Here is a 16689-nt window from a genome sequence, read left to right as displayed (position 1 = left end):
GGTCAAGCGCACCAAGTTGAGCTGAATTCAAGTGAGATTGACCGGCAGAAGGACCATTAGCACAAATAAAAAGGCGGCCCGGTGGGCCGCCTTCAAATTCATACAACCAAAATGGTCTTACTCGGCAGCGCTCTCAGCAGCTTCTGCAGCCGCCTTCTTCGCCTCGGCCTTTGCGGCCTTTGCGGCGGCAGCTTCAGCGCGCGCTTCTTCGTTCAGACGCTTGGAGCGAACGTTTGTGTTTTCCACGATACGGGCAGACTTACCGCGGCGGTCGCGCAGGTAGTAAAGTTTCGCACGACGGACTTTACCGCGGCGGACAACTTCAACGCCTTCCAGCATCGGAGAATAGATCGGGAAGACACGCTCGACGCCTTCACCATAAGAAATCTTGCGAACCGTGAAGCTCTCATTGATGCCGCCGCCAGAGCGGGCGATGCAGACGCCTTCATAGGCCTGCGTCCGGGTACGGTTACCCTCGGTGACCTTCACGTTGACACGAACCGTGTCACCAGGAGAAAACGCAGGAAGCTTCCGCTGAGCTTCAATTTTCTCCATTTCTTCCTTGTTCAACTGTTCGATGATGTTCATGGCATTTTTCCCTTTTCAATTACGAAGAGGTCAGAGCGTTCAAAGCCATATATGCGATGAACGGTTCACCAACTCCGGGCCATGTTGCATATCTGCCGGATATTTATGAGCTTTTCCGGATCTTAAGATCCTTGCCCAGTCAGCATTGCACACTTTCGGAACGCAACACTGTCCAACGTGGCAGGCTCTTACAGGAAAATCAGTTACTTGTCATGTGGATTCTTCAGTCCACTTCGTCTTCATCGCAAACATAGCGGGACCAAAGGTCTGGACGCCGCTCGCGGGTAATGCGTTCCGCTTCCGCCAGCCGCCAGTCATGGATCTTCTTGTGGTTCCCGGAAGTCAAAACCTCAGGGATCGCCATGCCTTCAAACTCCGACGGGCGTGTGTAGTGCGGATGTTCCAGAAGACCCGTTTCGAAACTCTCCGTGTCTGCGCTTTCCATATTGCCCATGACGCCCGGAATGAGGCGCACAATTGCGTCCAGCATGGTGATGGCAGCAATCTCCCCACCGGACAGGATATAATCGCCGATACAAACTTCCTCAAGTTGGCGGCTGTCGATAACCCGCTGATCAATGCCTTCAAATCGCCCGCACACGATGATTGCGCCCGGGCCCTCTGCCAGTTCATGAGCCCGTTTCTGCGTGAAGGGAAGGCCGCGTGGGCTCATGAGAAGACGGGGCCTGGGGTCATCGGGCTTGGCTACTGCATCAATCGCAAGCGCCAGGATGTCCGCCCGGAGCACCATCCCTGCACCACCGCCTGCCGGCGTATCATCAACGGACCGGTGTTTGTCTTTGGCAAAGTCGCGAACCTGCGTGGTTTCCAGCCCCCACAAACCCTTCTCGAGCGCTTTGCCGGACAGGCTTTGTCCCAAAGGGCCCGGAAACATTTCCGGATAGAGTGTCAGAATATTCGCGCTAAATCCCATGCCATCCGTTCTGCTTACTCTAGGAGCCCCATACCAATTCAGGACATCCGATTAAGAATGCATTTACCTAGCCAAGCGTAAAGCTATCTCTAATGCGGATTTCGAGCCGCCGGAAAGCTCTGATTAATCATAGTTATGTTCTGTATCAAGCTGGTTTAAACAGGTTTTGTGTCTTGATTAAATTCCCAGTCATACGCTTAAAGCTTCCGGCGATTATTCAGGACCGGGTTGACCAGCACTACTTGGATGTGTCGCTGAGCCGCTTAATTCCGCTTTTCGTTCTCGTGGTTTTTGGCGTTTTGATCGGGCTCGTGTTCGAGACCGGCGTCGATCATCCGTATGACAAGGTCATTCATATCGGCTTTTTTGCGCTTCTGACGCTCTCGATCCACGCGTTCTTTTGCTGCCGATTGCGGATTTCAGCACTTGTTGCATTCGCATTGGGGATCGCGGGCGAGGTTGTTCAAGGTTTCCTTCCCCATCATCAAATGTCATTGCCTGACACATTCGCGAACGCGATTGGTGTTGCATTAACGGTCGCGTTGATCGCGCTGATCCGGTCAGAAACACGCCAGGCGCTGCATGATAAGCAGGACGATTTGGATCTAACGCAGATGGGTTTGGAACCGGTCCGGACCCGTTACCTGTCCGGCTCATCCGAAGAGCGGCCGGATTCATCGTCCGACAAGTAGTCATCTGGAAGACTTACGGTCAACGTTCCCGACTGAACATCCACTTTGGGTACGAACTCGCGCGTAAACGGCACGTAGAATGTCTTCCCGCGCATTGGGCGGATCTCAAGGAGGTCACCCGCGCCAAAATCCTGGACCGCAACAACCTTACCGATTTCGGATCCATCAGTTTCAGTAACAGCCAGGCCGTTGAGATCTGAATAGTAAAATTCGTCCTCATCGGGTTCAGGAAGTTGATCCCTGCTGATGAAAAGCTCAAGACCATTAAGCTCTTCCGCCTGGTTCCGGTCGTTGATCGCCTTGAATTTGGTGATCACGACGGTTTTCTGAACCCGCGCTCTGTCCACCTCGAACGAGCGGCTGCCATCTTTGGTGGTCAGGATACCATAGTCGGCAAAGGAGAGCGGGTCGTCGCCAAATGCCTTGACCCGCACTTCTCCGCGGATACCGTGTGCTGCGCCGATCCGGGCCATGAGCACTTTGGACGTTTCTTTCAACGCCATGTCAAAGGTCTCCGGACCAGTTCAGCGCAACAGCACCCATCATCATATTACTCGGCAGCAGCTTCTTCTGTAGCTTCAGCAGCAGCGGCGGCAGCTTCTTCTTCAGCGGCTTTCTTCTCGTCGAGACGCTCTTGCGCCTTACGGCCCAGCTGAGCTTTTTTCGGGTTGTTGCGCGGCTCGCGCTTCAACAGGCCGGCCGCATCGAGGAAACGGTGCACACGGTCTGTCGGCTGCGCGCCGGTGCCGAGCCAGTACTGAATACGCTCAACATTAAGCTGAACGCGCTCTTCGGAATCTTTCGGCAGCATCGGGTTGTAAGAGCCAACCTTTTCAATGAAGCGGCCATCGCGCGGCGCGCGGATGTCGGCAACAACGATGCGGTAGTATGGGCGTTTCTTGGAACCGCCACGTGCGAGGCGAATTTTCGTAGCCATTTTTTATCTCCAGTATGTTTCAGTTGCCGGTTTCAGCGGCAATGGCTTCATGGTGCCGGATCACTTCGCGAACGATGAAGTTCAGAAGTTTCTCGGCAAAGTCAGGATCGAGATTGGCGTCGGCTGCCAGTTTCCGCAGCCGCTCGATCTGAATTTTTTCCCGCGCCGGATCAGCCGGCGGCAGGTCGTTATTGGCTTTCAAAACACCCACTTTCTGGGTGCATTTGAACCGTTCCGCGAGCATGTGAATGAGCGCTGCGTCGATGTTATCGATTGATCCGCGCAGGGATTTCAATTCGTCGAGGGCCGCGCTTTGGCCCAATTGGGTTTCAGCCTGGCTCATCGCTTCTTACCCTTGCCCATGCCGGGAAGCCCCGGCATTTTTGGACCGCTCAATCCCGGCAGCCCCGGCATGCCAGGTGGCAATCCCGGACCGCCAAGCCCGGGCATTCCGCCTGGAAGGCCTTTGGGCAAATCCATACCGCCCGGCATCTGGCCGGACTTGGCCATTTCTTCCAGCTGCTTCGGATCGACATCGGGCATTCCACCGCCCATGCCGCCCATCAGCTTGCCGAGCATGCCTTTGCCCTTGCCCATCTTTTTCATCATGTCCGCCATCTGGCGGTGCATTTTCAAAAGCTTGTTGACCTCAGCCACCTCAACACCTGATCCGGCAGCGATCCGCTTTTTGCGGCTGGCTTTCAAAAGGTCTGGCTTCTTGCGCTCGGTCGGTGTCATCGACTGAATAATCGCGATCTGGCGCTTGAACATCTTGTCGTCCAGGCCGGAAGCGGCAATTTGCTTCTTCATCTTGCCGACGCCCGGCAGCATGCCCATCATGCCGGACATTCCGCCCAGCTTTTCCATCTGCTTGAGCTGCTCGGCGAGATCCTCCAGGTCGAAATGACCCTTCTGCATCTTCTTCGCCATCTTGGCAGCCTGTTCGGCATCGATGGCTTCGGACGCTTTCTCGACAAGCGAAACAATATCGCCCATGCCGAGGATTCGGTCTGCAATCCGTTTCGGATGGAAGTCTTCCAGCGCGTCGGACTTTTCGCCGGTGCCGATCAGCTTGACCGGCTTTCCGGTAACCGCCTGCATGGAAAGGGCTGCACCACCACGCCCGTCACCATCCATACGCGTGAGTGCAATCCCGGTGATGCCCACGCGCTCGTCGAAGTTATTTGCGAGATTGACCGCGTCTTGACCGGTCAAACTGTCCGCGACAAGGATAATTTCGTGCGGATTGGCGGCGGCCTTGACCTCGGCCATCTCCACCATCAGCGGCTCATCAATATGGATACGGCCGGCCGTATCCAGAAGAACGACGTCATATCCGCCGAGCTTGGCCGCGGACATGGCCCGTTTGGCGATCTCGACAGGGCCCTGACCTTCAATGATCGGCAGGGTGTCGACAGTGTTCTGTTCGCCCAGCACCTTGAGCTGCTCTTGCGCCGCCGGGCGGCGGGTATCAAGCGACGCCATGAGAACCTTGCGCTTGTCGCGCTGGGTCATGCGTCGGGCGATTTTGGCAGTTGTGGTGGTCTTACCAGAGCCTTGAAGGCCAACCATCATGATGGCGACCGGAGCCGGGGCGTTCAGATCAATCGGCTGACCTTCACTGCCGAGCATCTCGATGAGCTGGTCATGGACGATCTTGACGACCATCTGACCCGGAGTGACCGATTTGACAACCTCGGCGCCAACGGCGCGGTTGCGGACCTTGTCGGTGAACGAGCGTACAATCGGCAGCGCCACGTCCGCTTCAATCAAAGCCCGGCGGATTTCGCGCAGCGCTTCGTTGACGTCATTTTCGGACAGCGCACCGCGGCCGGTGAGCTTGTCGAAAATTCCGCTGAGGCGATCTGACAGGCTTTCAAACATCCAAGAGTCCTTAACGTCGTCATTGCGGGAAACAACCCGCACCATATGGTCAACCACCGTCAAAATCCAACCGCATCGAACTGCGCAAAGCAGTTTGACACCCGAGGGCGCATCGCGCTGTCGGGTGTTGACCTCCGGGATCTCTTTAAACCTTTGCGGGTCCCGGTCGGCGGATCAAATTGTTAGTCACTCATATGGAGTTCGCGGGCTTATGCCGGAAAGGGGGCAAGGAGTCAAGGAACACACCAAATGAAGCGCACCAAGGCCCTCGTCGTTACCAGTTCGGAACCAGCAAACCAGACGTTAGGTGTTTACTCAACGCACTCTGATGCACCTGAAGAGAAAACAGCAGCCTAGCCAAACGCCGTCACAGCTCCAGGAACCCGCACGAACAACTTTATGATCTCCGCCAGGCGCCCCCAAAACCAAAAACCACCGCCGGCGTGACCTTCCGGCGGTGGTTTCCTGCAAACAGTCCCAAGAACCTGTAATCTCTGAAGCCTTCAAGCCCGGGACGGTTTGGGTCGGGCTTTACGGCTGGACTGTCTGGAATTCAGCCGGATCAAGCATTTGGTCCTGATTCACATCTGCAGCCAGGAAAACATCCTCGGTAATGTCCGGCGCAACGGCCGTCATTTCTTCAAACGTAACAAAGCCGTCCTGGTTGCCATCGACAGCTTCAAAGGACATGCCCTGTGCAAGCGCTGCAGACGAAGCGGTGAAGGCACCGATCAAAAGAGCGGCTGTAAGACGTTTGGACATGAGATGACCTCCAAATAATGGTTTTGGTCTGATTGTTCCGTCCACCTGCAAGACCCCTGCGATCGAGCAAATCGGAACGGCTCCAAGCTGCAGCTGGAACGCGGCTGTCAAAGGACCGGATTTGGAAAAGGTCTGGGCATTGTCATGACCGCCAGTTTGTGCCGGTCAAACTGCCATCAAGATATTGTCAATTTTTTCGATAACGTGACCGCTTTGTGGCAAATCACCGCTTTAGTCAGTCACGTAATCCCGCGCGCCGAAAATCGCCGAACCAACCCGCACATGAGTTGCGCCGAATCCAATGGCAATAGGATAATCGGAAGACATGCCCATCGAGAGCTTAGTCAAGCCATTGGCACCGGCCATTTTCTGCAGCAGCGCGAAATGTTCTCCGGGCGCTTCGTCAACGGGCGGGATGCACATTAAACCAATGATGTTCAGGCCGATTTCATCCTGGCATTGACGGATAAACGCATCGGCCTCCAGCGGCGGAACTCCTGCCTTTTGGGGCTCTTCCCCCGTGTTCACCTGGACGAAACAAGGAAGGTCCCTTGACTGTTTGTCCATCTCGGATTTCAGCGCCTTTGCAATCTTCATCCGGTCCACGGTGTGGATGACATCGAACGTGGCAACCGCTTCCTTGGCCTTGTTGGACTGCAAAGGCCCGATCAAATGGAGTTCAATGCCATCGAACTCCTTTCGAAGGTCCGGCCATTTCCCCATCGCCTCTTGGACCCTGTTTTCACCAAAAACGCGATATCCGGCCGACAGAACAGGCCTGATTGTTTCAGCGTCAAACGTTTTGGAGACAGCGATAAGGGTTACATCGCCCGCATGCCGGTTGGCGTCTGCCTCCATTTTTTTAACGTGAGCGGCCACTTCATGAAGTGCATGCGAGCTGGAAGACATGGTTTTGGTCCGTTTCAAGAATTTACTGCCGGGCCTGACCCCGGAAAGCTTTAAGTCGGGCGTTTACCTTGAAAAGTCAAAGTGCTGCAACACCGCAGCAGTCAAACAAGATGGAACCTTGGGACCATGTTCAGGAACCCGAAACCATGGTCGCCAAAGGTCACCCCAATTCAGTTTCACATTAACTCAAACAAGGGTTGCTTGAATTCAAGTATAAATCAGTGGTGGTTTTACATTTTCTTTGGGTAAGCGGTTTATTCTATTAGAGGATAGTGTTTTGGAGGCTACGTGGTTTCAAAGTTCATTTGCCGTTTTTTATTGCTGCCGTTGTTGATTGCAACGGCAACACCGGCAAGCTCGGACAAATTTGCCTTCGCAGTTGGTGAATGGCCACCGTTTGTTTCTCAAGAACAGCCCGGCTACGGTCTCCACAGCAAGCTGATACGAGAGATTTTTCATTCGCAAGGCCATGAAATCAGTCTGGAATTTTTTCCCTGGCGGCGCTCATTGCAGCTTACAAAATCGGGAACGTTTCCGGCGACTTTCTCTTGGTCTTATCTCGAAGAACGGGATGCGGATTACATCTACGCAAATGAACCGATCGAAGATCTGACGGATGTGTATTTCTATCGTAAGGACCGGTTCCCTGCCGGCCTGCCTCCGCTGTCATTTGAAGAACTCAAAGAACAGTCACTGACCGTTGTTGGTGTTGGCGGATACTGGTACGAAACCGTCTTGGCCAAGGAAGACGTCATTTTTCAGATCGTCGCCACCGAAGAAGAAGCGTGGAACATGCTGTATCACGGCCGTGCGGATATCTTCATCGAAAACGATATCTCCGGGATTGTTCAAAAGCAGCAGTTTCTGGAGGCTGCGGCAGACGAAATCACCTATAGCGATCCGATCCGGACCATTCCGCTTTACATCATGTTCAGCCGGAAACATCCGGATGCAGCCAGCATGATCGAAATCTGGGACACCGGTATGAAAAAGCGCCGGGCCGATAAGGCAGATTCACAGACACAATAGCTTTACGGATATTGCCCAGCGGATTAAACAGCAAGGCACAAACATTTCACCCTATGCATGTTGACTGCGGAACATCTCTTCCACGAAAGTCCCGCCGACGCATAATCAGGAGATCCGCCGGATCAGGCGGCAAACAAACGGCAAATTGATGGCTACGGAACGGTACAACGCCCGCGAGGTTGAAGCGCGCTGGCAAAAGACTTGGAACGACAAAGACGTATTCGTCACAGACAATGACGACCCAAGGGAAAAATATTACGTCCTTGAGATGTTTCCGTATCCGTCTGGCCGGATCCACATGGGTCATGTGCGCAATTACGCGATGGGCGATGTGGTCGCGCGGTTCAAGCGTGCAAAAGGCTTTAATGTCTTGCATCCGATGGGCTGGGATGCGTTCGGCATGCCGGCAGAAAATGCGGCCATGCAAAATAAGGTTCATCCAAAGGACTGGACCTATGACAACATTGCCGCCATGCGCGAGCAGCTCAAGATCATGGGGCTGTCCCTCGATTGGAGCCGGGAATTCGCGACTTGCGATGTGTCCTATTACACGCAGCAGCAGCGCCTGTTCCTGAAGTTCCTGGAATCTGGCCTCGTTTACCGCAAGAACGCCAAGGTCAACTGGGACCCGGTCGATATGACCGTCCTGGCGAACGAGCAGGTTATTGACGGGCGCGGCTGGCGGTCTGGTGCGTTGGTCGAACAGCGGGAACTGACCCAATGGTTCTTCAAGATTTCCGACTACTCGGAGGACCTTCTGGAAGCGATTGATACGCTGGACCGCTGGCCGGACAAAGTCCGCCTGATGCAGAAAAACTGGATTGGGCGCTCGGAAGGATTGCGGGTACGCTTTGAATTCGTCAGCACCGCTCCCACAGGCGACAAAACCCTGGAGATCTTCACCACCCGGCCGGACACCCTGTTCGGCGCGTCCTTTATGGGCCTGTCGCCTGACCATCCTATTTCGGTCAAGCTGGCCGAGACCAACCCGGACCTTAAAGAGTTTATCGACGAATGCCGCCGGGTCGGCACGTCTGAGGAAGCTATCGAGAAGGCTGAGAAAAAAGGCATTGATACCGGTCTGAGGGTCAAGCATCCGCTGGATGCGTCGATCGAGCTGCCGGTTTACGTCGCCAATTTCATTTTGATGGATTACGGCACCGGCGCCATTTTCGCCTGTCCCGCGCACGACCAGCGGGACCTCGATTTCGCCCGCAAATATGATCTGCCCGTCAAACCGGTTGTGCTGCCCAAGGACGCCGATCCGGCAAGCTTTGAGATCGGCGATGAGGCGTTTACGGACGACGGCACGATCTTCAATTCCGGTTTCCTGGACGGCATGACAATCGGCGACGCGAAAAACGCTGTTGCAGAAAAACTCGAAGCCATTCAGGTGGACGGAACTGCCCAGGCAGAACGTCAGGTAAACTACCGCCTGAGGGATTGGGGCATTTCCCGTCAGCGCTACTGGGGTTGTCCCATCCCGGTTATCCATTGCGATGAATGCGGCGTTGTTCCGGAAAAGGATGAAAACCTCCCGGTCGAGCTTCCGGACGACATCAATTTCGACAAACCGGGTAACCCGCTCGACCGCCACCCGACATGGCGGGACACCACGTGTCCGAATTGCGGCAAACCGGCAAAACGTGAAACCGACACGATGGACACGTTCGTGGATTCGTCCTGGTATTTTGCCCGGTTCACCGCGCCCGGTCATGACCAGCCCACGGATCCGTCAGCTGCAAATGGTTGGCTTCCGGTCGACCAGTATATTGGCGGCATTGAGCACGCGATCCTGCACCTGCTTTATTCGCGGTTCTTCACACGGGCGATGCAGAAAGTTGGTGCTCTGGATCTGAAAGAACCGTTCAAGGGGCTCTTCACACAGGGCATGGTCACTCACGAGACCTATAAATCAGCGGATGGCCAGTGGCTGAGCCCTGCAGATATCCAGATCTCCGAAGACAATGGAAACCGCGTTGCCATCGAGGCTGCAACAGGGGCAGCCGTATCGATCGGATCTATCGAAAAAATGTCCAAGTCGAAGAAAAACACAGTCGACCCAACGGACATCATAGACACCTATGGCGCGGACACCGCCCGCTGGTTCATGCTCTCCGATTCCCCGCCTGAGCGCGACGTTATCTGGACCGAAGACGGCGTCCAAGGGGCCTGGCGCTTTGTCCAGCGGGTGTGGCGCCTCATTAGCGAAATCGCGGAGAACACCGAACCGCGCAGTGGATCCCTTCAGGACATTGACGACAAGGGCCTCGAGGTCCGCCGCGCCGCGCACAAGACGCTTGCAGCTGTCTCCAAGGATCTGGAAAGCCTTGGCTTTAACCGTGCCGTCGCGAAGCTCTATGAACTGGTCAACACGATCAGCAAAGCAGTCAGTGAAGGCATTGACAGCTCGGGCAAGGAATATGCAGTGCGCGAAGCTGCCGACTTCCTCGTGCAGATGATGGCGCCCATGATGCCGCATCTGGCGGAAGAATGCTGGTCTGCGCTCGAACATGACAACCTCATTTCCGAAGCTTCCTGGCCAAAGGCAGATGACAGTCTTCTAGTTGACGATACCGTCATTTACCCGATCCAGATTAACGGAAAACGCCGCGGCGAGCTGACAATTTCAAAAGAGGCTTCCAAAGAGGCGGTCGAAGCAGCTACGTTGGCGCTCGACTTTGTCCAAAAGGCACTTGATGGCAACTCTCCGAAGAAGCTTATTGTTGTGCCGCAAAGGATTGTGAATGTTGTTGTTTGACCTGAAAAACACGCACACAAGAGTTTTTAAGGCCGCCGTGTTCGGCGGCCTCGTCCTCACCGGCATCGCTCTGAGCGGCTGCCAGGTCCGCCCCCTATACGGCACAACGTCCGGCGAGTTTGGCGCAACCTCCATGGTTGCGGATGATCTGGCGGCCATAGATCTGGACTCCATCTCCAGCCAGTTCGCCAACGAAGATGCAGCCCGGGTGCTCTACAATGAGCTCACCTTTAATCTGGAGCGGGGCGCGGGCAGCCCTGCCAAACGTTACCGGCTGAAGGTGCTCATCGATGTCAGCAGTTCCGATGTTGGCGTCGAGCAATTTGCTGACGTTCCGTCCGCGTACACGACCACGATGAATTCCACATTCGTACTCAGCGACATCAATACGAATGAAACCCTGATGACCGGCAGGTCCTTCAAGTCGGCTTCCTACGACTTTTCGGATCAACGCTTTGCCAATCAGCGGGCTTATCGTGATGCACAGGAACGCGTCGCTAAGTCCGTGGCTGACGACATAACAGCACGGCTTGCAGGCCATTTCGCCAGCAGGTCTTAGGACCTTTTTCGAGGCAGGGTCCCGTGACAGCATTGAAAGCTGCGGAAATCGACCGGTTTATTGCCACCCCGCCCAATGGCGGCGGCGTGGTTTTGATCTTCGGTCCAGACACCGGCCTTGTCTCGGAACGCGCAACGCGCCTGGTTGCAAAGGCCTCCGAAGGCGATGACGACCCATTCAATCTGGTCAAAATTGATGCATCGGACCTAAGCTCTGACGCAGACCGGCTGATCGACGAAGTTTTAACCGTTCCCTTGTTTGGCGGCCGGCGGATTATCTGGGTAAAGGATGCAAGCGGAAAGAACCTTACGCCCAGTGTTGAACCAGTGCTCAAGCTTGATGACTGGCAAACGCTCGTTGTTCTTGAAGCAGGAGACATAAAAAAGGGCGTTGGGCTGCGGAAGCTCATCGAGCCGCATAAACGTGCGGTCGCGATTCCCTGTTATTCCGATAACGACCGCGGCATCGACACCCTGATTGATGAAGAAACGCGGGAGGCCGGACTTGCGATCTCCAGAGAAGCCCGAGCGGCCTTGCACAGTCTTCTCGGCGGCGACCGCATGGCCAGCCGCGGGGAATTGAAAAAGCTTTGTCTTTACGCCATGAGCAAGGAACGGATCGAAAGCGAAGATGTTGAAGCCATAATTGGCGATGCGTCTGCCTTCGAGACCTCAGAGCTGATCGATGCGGCAGCTGGCGGTGATCTCACAACACTGGATCATGGTCTTGAACGCCTCACAGATGCGGGATCCAAGGCGTCCGTCATTGCCAATCAGGCGCTGAAGCACTTCCAGCAACTGCACCGGATGCGGATTGACATAGACGCAAGTAAAAACACCCAGCAAGTCGTTGACAGCCAGCGGCCGCCAATTTTCTTTTCACGGAAACCCAGGTTTGCGCAGCAACTTCGGATTTGGGCCTTGAAGGATCTGGAACGGGCTTTGGGAATCCTCGCGGAGGCAACCAAAGTCTCGCGGCTGAACGACAATCTCGGTGTCCCTGTCCTTTCAGAAGCTTTACTGACAATTGGCAGGGCCGCACGGGCCCGCAACCAGCGGCGATGACAAGACATGTTCAAGTCATTGATATTGTTAAAATAACTTTCTTCTCCGACAAGCCAGACAAAAACCCCGCCAGTTACGGCGGGGTTTGTCGTTAAAGCCAGTCACTCTGAAGAGCGCCTCAATTTCATCGGACTTGCACACCAAGCTTTTTGCAAAGCTCGTCAAGCTGCTCAAGCGATGTGTATTTGATCTTCAAATCACCAGTTTCCTTGCCCGGTTTATGACCGACCGTAACCTTAAGCCCAAGGGTATCTGTCAAACGCTTCTCCAGCGCCTTGGTATCTGCATCTTTCTGCGGTTTCTCTGCCGGCGCCGCCTCGCCCTTTATTTTCGCAAGGGCAGCCGGGTCCTGAGCGATCTTTTCCGCGTCGCGGACCGTTAGCCCTTTTTCGACGATTAGCTCCGCAAGAGCTGCAGGATCTTCAACCGTGATCAATGCGCGTGCATGGCCGGCCGTCAAAAGGCCCTCAGCAAGATAATCTTTTACCGAATTGGGAAGTTTCAAAAGGCGCATAGTATTTGCCACATGGCTTCGGCTTTTGCCGATAACCTTCGCCAACTCGCCCTGACTGTAGCTGAACTCTGCCGTCAGTTGCTCATACCCCATTGCCTCTTCGATGGGATTGAGGTCCGCTCGCTGGACGTTTTCAATGATGGCAAGTTCGAGCGCTTCCTGGTCGGTCACGTCCCGGATGATGATGGGCGCCTCATGCAAACCGGCCCGTTGAGCTGCCCGCCAGCGGCGCTCACCCGCAATAATCTCAAAGCGGTCCGTCTTGCCTGCAGCTGGGCGGACCAGGATCGGCTGTACAATCCCCTTGGCTTTCAAGGACTCGGCAAGATCCGCCAGATCCTTTTCGGTAAAGGTCTTGCGCGGATTTCTGGGATTGGGCTCAAGATGCTCAATTGGGACCTTCCGGCTGTCCCGAATGACCTTTTCCGGTGGTGGTGAGGCTTCAGGGGCTGAATCACCGATAAGAGCCGCCAATCCCCGGCCGAGACGCTTGTTTTTGACGTCTTTTTCCGCCATGCCGCACCTTTTCATTTTCTTTGAATATCACGCAGCCAGCCCCCGCTTTCAAAAGGCGCTGGCGAACATACAAATTGAACCGGATCCGATTCGACTGCCGGTTAAGCCGCGACTTTGCGCAGCTGCCGCTCGCGCTGGATAATCTCGGACGCAAGCCGCAAATAGGCCTGGCTGCCGGCGCATTTCAGATCGTATAGGAGAGCCGGTTTTCCATAAGATGGCGCCTCGGAGATCCGGACATTCCGCGGAATGATGGTCTCATAAACCGCATTGCCCATGGTTTCGCGCACATCGGCAACCACTTGACTGGAGAGATTGTTACGGCTGTCATACATGGTCAAAACGATCCCATGAATGCTCAGCTCTGAATTCAACGCGTTCTTCACCTGCTCGACCGTGCTCAGAAGCTGGCTGAGACCTTCCAGCGCGAAGAACTCGCATTGAAGCGGCACAAGGATCGAATGGGAGGCAGACAAGGCGTTGATCGTCAGAAGGTTCAAAGACGGCGGGCAGTCGACAAGCACATACGTAAAGCCGATTTCCTCAAACAACCGGGACTGGGTGAGCGCCTGGATAGCGTTTCTCAAGCGGAACGCTCTGTCGCCAGTGGAAGCGATTTCCAACTCTAGACCCAGAAGGTCCATTGTCGACGGCGCAACCCAAAGCCTCTGCACATCTGTTTCACGGACGGCCTCTGCGAGAGAACAGTCTCCACTGAGGATTTCGTAGGTGGACAGGCCACGGTCACGATGTTCGATCCCAAGACCGGTCGATGCGTTGCCCTGTGGATCAAGGTCGATCACCAAGACTTTTTCGCCAATCGCCGCCAAAGCGGTTCCAAGGTTAATTGCCGTTGTCGTCTTACCGACACCACCTTTTTGGTTGGCAAGCGCAAGAACGCGCGGAGTTTCGGGAAGCATGCTCATTGCACAACACCTTCCTTAAAGGCTGCTCGGCCGGGCTGATATGTTCGAAAAAAGGAGCATCCGGCTCGTAGGATCTACAAGACTAGTTTGTTCTACCAGATCAAACCGCCATCTGTCAGAGGCTTCGTTAACTTCGCGCTGAAAATCCTGCCCTTTGTGGAAAACAGCCCGCGCACCCTGGGCTGTAAATGGCTCTGACAGCTTAAAAAGCAGATCAAGAGACGCCAGCGCCCTTGCCGAGACTACATCAACTTTTCCATGCGCCCACTCTTTCGCAACCGATTCGATCCGGCCGGGATGGACTGTTCCGTTGGAGCCGGTCTCTCTCAAGGCGGTCCGAAGGAAAGCTGCTTTCCGCTGATTGCTTTCGATAAGATGGACATGGGCATCTGACCGGTCTGCCAGCAGGATCGCCGTGACAATCCCTGGAAAGCCACCCCCGCTTCCGATATCTACCCACGTTTGAGCCTCTGGATAACTCCATTGGGTTTGAAGACTGTCCGCGATGTGACGGGTCCAGATTTCCGGCAGCGTCGACGGAGCCACAAGGTTTTGTGCGGGTTGCCACTTCAAAACAAGGTCAACATAGATCTGTAGACGCTCCAACGTTTCACGTGAAACATCCCCATACTTACGCACAACCTCTCCAGAGCTTTTCAACACCGGTGCAGAGGTCATCAGGCGGCTCCCCGCTCGCCCGACTGCCGTTTCAGGTGTGACAGGATCAAGGTCAGGGCCGCCGGTGTCATCCCGTCCATGCGGGAGGCCTGGCCAAGTGTGGCAGGCCGCACAGACATCAGTTTTTGTTTTACTTCATTAGACAAACCAACGATCCGTTCGTAATCGAAACTATCTGGGATCTTCAGCGCTTCATCCCGTTTCAGTGCTTCGATATCTGCTTGCTGCCGATCCAGATAGACGGCATAGAGCGCATCTGTAGCGACCTGCTCCACGACAGCTTCTTCTATCTGGTCCAACTCCGGCCAGACCTGTTTCAAATGGTCAAACGTCACATTGGGATAAGACAGAAGGTCAAATGCTGACCGGCGGATCCCATCCTGGTTCACAGGAAGGCCTTTCTTGGTCGCCTCGTTGGGCGTCACCGTGAGGCTGACAAGCAGTTCCCTCACATCCGCGAGCCGTGACATCTTTGTCTCAAAGGCATCTCTGCGTGCATCCGACACGCACCCAAGCTCAATGCCAAGCGGTGTCAGACGTTGATCCGCATTGTCCGCCCGCAGTGACAGCCGGTACTCAGCCCGGGACGTGAACATGCGATATGGCTCGGTGATCCCACGTGTCACTAGGTCGTCGATCATAACGCCGATATAGCCCTGGGAACGATCCACCGTGAACGGCTCCCGCCCAACCGCCTGAAGCGCGGCATTGAGACCTGCCAGCAAGCCTTGGGCGCCAGCTTCTTCATAACCTGTTGTGCCGTTTATTTGCCCTGCCAGGTAAAGACCAGCACACCGTTTCGCCTCGAGGGTTGGCCGAAGCTCACGCGGGTCGACGTGGTCATACTCGATTGCATATCCAGGTTGGATCACTTCAACATCCTCAAGACCCGGGATCGTGCGCAGAAAGGCGATCTGAGCATCCTCGGGCAGCGATGTCGAAATGCCATTCGGATACACAGTATGATCATCGAGCCCTTCCGGCTCCAGAAAGATCTGATGGCCATCCCGGTCGCCAAAGCGGACGATCTTGTCCTCGATCGACGGGCAATAGCGCGGGCCCTGGCCTTTGATTTCGCCAGAATACATGGCCGACCGATTCAGATTGTCCCGGATGATCTGGTGCGTTTCCGGTGTCGTGCGGGTAATATGGCATGGGATCTGCGGCGTTGAGATCTTGTCCGTCAGCGTCGAAAACGGGATCGGCTCATCGTCACCGGGCTGTTCCTCCAGCCGGTCCCAATGGATGGTACGCCCGTCAAGCCGTGCTGGCGTTCCAGTCTTCAGGCGGCCAAGCGCGAAGCCTATTTCTTCAAGCGATAGAGACAAGCCCATTGCTGGCGCCTCACCGGAACGGCCTGCTGGAATTTTCTGATCACCAATATGAATAAGGCCGCGAAGAAACGTACCACTGGTGAGCACGATGGCTTTGGTTTCGATAAGCTCGCCGGACTTCAAAACAAGCCCGGTGACCGAGCGCATCACTCCATTAATCGAAAACCGGAGCTGATCCGCCTCGCCCTCGACGACAGTCAGATTATCTGTTGCAGCAATCTCCCGCTGCATCGCTTCCCGGTATAACTTCCGATCAGCCTGGGCCCGCGGCCCGCGAACCGCTGGTCCTTTCCGCCGATTAAGCATCCGGAACTGGATACCGCCCTGATCGGCGACCCGGCCCATCAAACCATCCAGCGCGTCAATCTCGCGCACGAGGTGGCCCTTACCAAGACCACCAATTGCCGGATTACACGACATCACACCAACCGTTTCGAATGTGTGTGTGACCAAGGCGGTGCTGACGCCCATACGCGCAGACGCAGCGGCGGCTTCACAGCCCGCGTGACCGCCGCCAATCACAACAACATCAAACGATAGAACTTGACCGTCCATAGTCTCACCGTTGTTCCGGACAGCCTTTTCGCCGGCCGGCCGTATAT

At 55.2% G+C, this 16689-nt stretch carries 17 protein-coding genes; 5 read left to right on the top strand and 12 right to left on the bottom strand.

The window, feature by feature from the left end; genetic code table 11:
• Positions 1-117 precede the first annotated feature (117 nt).
• Complete coding sequence (gene rplS, locus E1180_RS07135; protein ID WP_155190479.1) at positions 118-588, bottom strand: 50S ribosomal protein L19; 471 nt, start codon at positions 586-588, stop codon at positions 118-120.
• Between the two features lie 223 nt (positions 589-811).
• Positions 812-1522 (bottom strand): tRNA (guanosine(37)-N1)-methyltransferase TrmD, encoded by a 711-nt coding sequence (gene trmD / locus E1180_RS07130; protein ID WP_155190478.1) that lies wholly within the window; start codon positions 1520-1522, stop codon positions 812-814.
• A gap of 173 nt (positions 1523-1695) precedes the next feature.
• Here trmD and E1180_RS07125 point away from each other — a divergent pair, with 173 nt between their 5' ends.
• On the top strand, positions 1696-2214 hold the full coding sequence (locus tag E1180_RS07125) for a VanZ family protein (RefSeq protein WP_155190477.1): 519 nt from the start codon (positions 1696-1698) through the stop codon (positions 2212-2214).
• On the opposite strand, the gene rimM is transcribed toward E1180_RS07125, so the two are convergent.
• The 6 genes from rimM to E1180_RS07095 all read right to left on the bottom strand — a co-directional run bounded on the left by rimM (position 2163) and on the right by E1180_RS07095 (position 6706).
• Positions 2163-2717 carry a ribosome maturation factor RimM gene (gene rimM / locus E1180_RS07120; protein ID WP_155190476.1) on the bottom strand — a complete coding sequence of 185 codons (555 nt, stop codon included), beginning with the start codon at positions 2715-2717 and terminating at the stop codon, positions 2163-2165. The two genes, E1180_RS07125 and rimM, sit on opposite strands and share 52 nt — an antisense overlap.
• A gap of 47 nt (positions 2718-2764) precedes the next feature.
• Positions 2765-3151, bottom strand: a complete 387-nt coding sequence (gene rpsP, locus E1180_RS07115; protein ID WP_155190475.1) for a 30S ribosomal protein S16 — start codon at positions 3149-3151, stop codon at positions 2765-2767.
• Between the two features lie 19 nt (positions 3152-3170).
• The gene (locus tag E1180_RS07110; protein WP_155190474.1) at positions 3171-3494 is read right to left on the bottom strand and encodes a chorismate mutase; all 324 of its coding nucleotides are present in this window, start codon (positions 3492-3494) and stop codon (positions 3171-3173) included.
• Positions 3491-5035, bottom strand: coding sequence for a signal recognition particle protein (gene ffh / locus E1180_RS07105; protein WP_155190473.1), 1545 nt, complete (start codon positions 5033-5035; stop codon positions 3491-3493). Before ffh ends, E1180_RS07110 begins: the two co-directional genes overlap by 4 nt.
• Positions 5036-5566: 531 nt before the next feature.
• A complete protein-coding gene (locus E1180_RS07100; protein WP_155190472.1) occupies positions 5567-5797 on the bottom strand; it encodes a hypothetical protein in 231 nt (76 codons plus the stop codon).
• A 231-nt stretch (positions 5798-6028) separates the two neighbouring features.
• The gene (locus E1180_RS07095) at positions 6029-6706 is read right to left on the bottom strand and encodes a YggS family pyridoxal phosphate-dependent enzyme (protein ID WP_155190471.1); all 678 of its coding nucleotides are present in this window, start codon (positions 6704-6706) and stop codon (positions 6029-6031) included.
• 507 nt (positions 6707-7213) lie between these two features.
• On the opposite strand from E1180_RS07095, the gene E1180_RS07090 reads away from it, so the two are divergent.
• The 4 genes from E1180_RS07090 to holA all read left to right on the top strand — a co-directional run bounded on the left by E1180_RS07090 (position 7214) and on the right by holA (position 12119).
• On the top strand, positions 7214-7735 hold the full coding sequence (locus tag E1180_RS07090) for a hypothetical protein (RefSeq protein ID WP_425280905.1): 522 nt from the start codon (positions 7214-7216) through the stop codon (positions 7733-7735).
• Between the two features lie 148 nt (positions 7736-7883).
• The gene (gene leuS / locus E1180_RS07085) at positions 7884-10496 is read left to right on the top strand and encodes a leucine--tRNA ligase (protein ID WP_155190469.1); all 2613 of its coding nucleotides are present in this window, start codon (positions 7884-7886) and stop codon (positions 10494-10496) included.
• Positions 10483-11055: a hypothetical protein gene (locus E1180_RS07080; protein WP_155190468.1), complete on the top strand. Its 573-nt coding sequence runs from the start codon at positions 10483-10485 to the stop codon at positions 11053-11055. The genes leuS and E1180_RS07080 overlap by 14 nt, the downstream gene beginning before the upstream one ends.
• A gap of 23 nt (positions 11056-11078) precedes the next feature.
• A complete protein-coding gene (holA, locus tag E1180_RS07075) occupies positions 11079-12119 on the top strand; it encodes a DNA polymerase III subunit delta (protein WP_208996982.1) in 1041 nt (346 codons plus the stop codon).
• Positions 12120-12243: 124 nt separating this feature from the next.
• Here the strand turns inward: holA and E1180_RS07070 are convergent, their stop codons facing one another.
• The 4 genes from E1180_RS07070 to mnmG all read right to left on the bottom strand — a co-directional run bounded on the left by E1180_RS07070 (position 12244) and on the right by mnmG (position 16642).
• A complete protein-coding gene (locus E1180_RS07070; protein WP_155190467.1) occupies positions 12244-13149 on the bottom strand; it encodes a ParB/RepB/Spo0J family partition protein in 906 nt (301 codons plus the stop codon).
• Positions 13150-13250: 101 nt separating this feature from the next.
• On the bottom strand, positions 13251-14075 hold the full coding sequence (locus E1180_RS07065) for a ParA family protein (protein ID WP_155190466.1): 825 nt from the start codon (positions 14073-14075) through the stop codon (positions 13251-13253).
• Between the two features lie 15 nt (positions 14076-14090).
• Entirely contained in the window at positions 14091-14753 is a 663-nt protein-coding gene (rsmG, locus tag E1180_RS07060) for a 16S rRNA (guanine(527)-N(7))-methyltransferase RsmG (RefSeq protein WP_155190465.1), read from the bottom strand.
• A complete protein-coding gene (gene mnmG / locus E1180_RS07055; RefSeq protein ID WP_155190464.1) occupies positions 14753-16642 on the bottom strand; it encodes a tRNA uridine-5-carboxymethylaminomethyl(34) synthesis enzyme MnmG in 1890 nt (629 codons plus the stop codon). The genes rsmG and mnmG overlap by 1 nt, the downstream gene beginning before the upstream one ends.
• Between the last annotated feature and the right edge of the window lie 47 nt (positions 16643-16689).

The sequence above is a fragment of the Roseibium denhamense genome, from assembly GCF_009711415.1.
GTDB classification, from domain to species: Bacteria; Pseudomonadota; Alphaproteobacteria; order Rhizobiales; family Stappiaceae; genus Roseibium; species Roseibium denhamense.
Note: the sequence above shows the minus strand (reverse complement) of the source record. Positions and strands in the feature narration are given on the sequence as shown.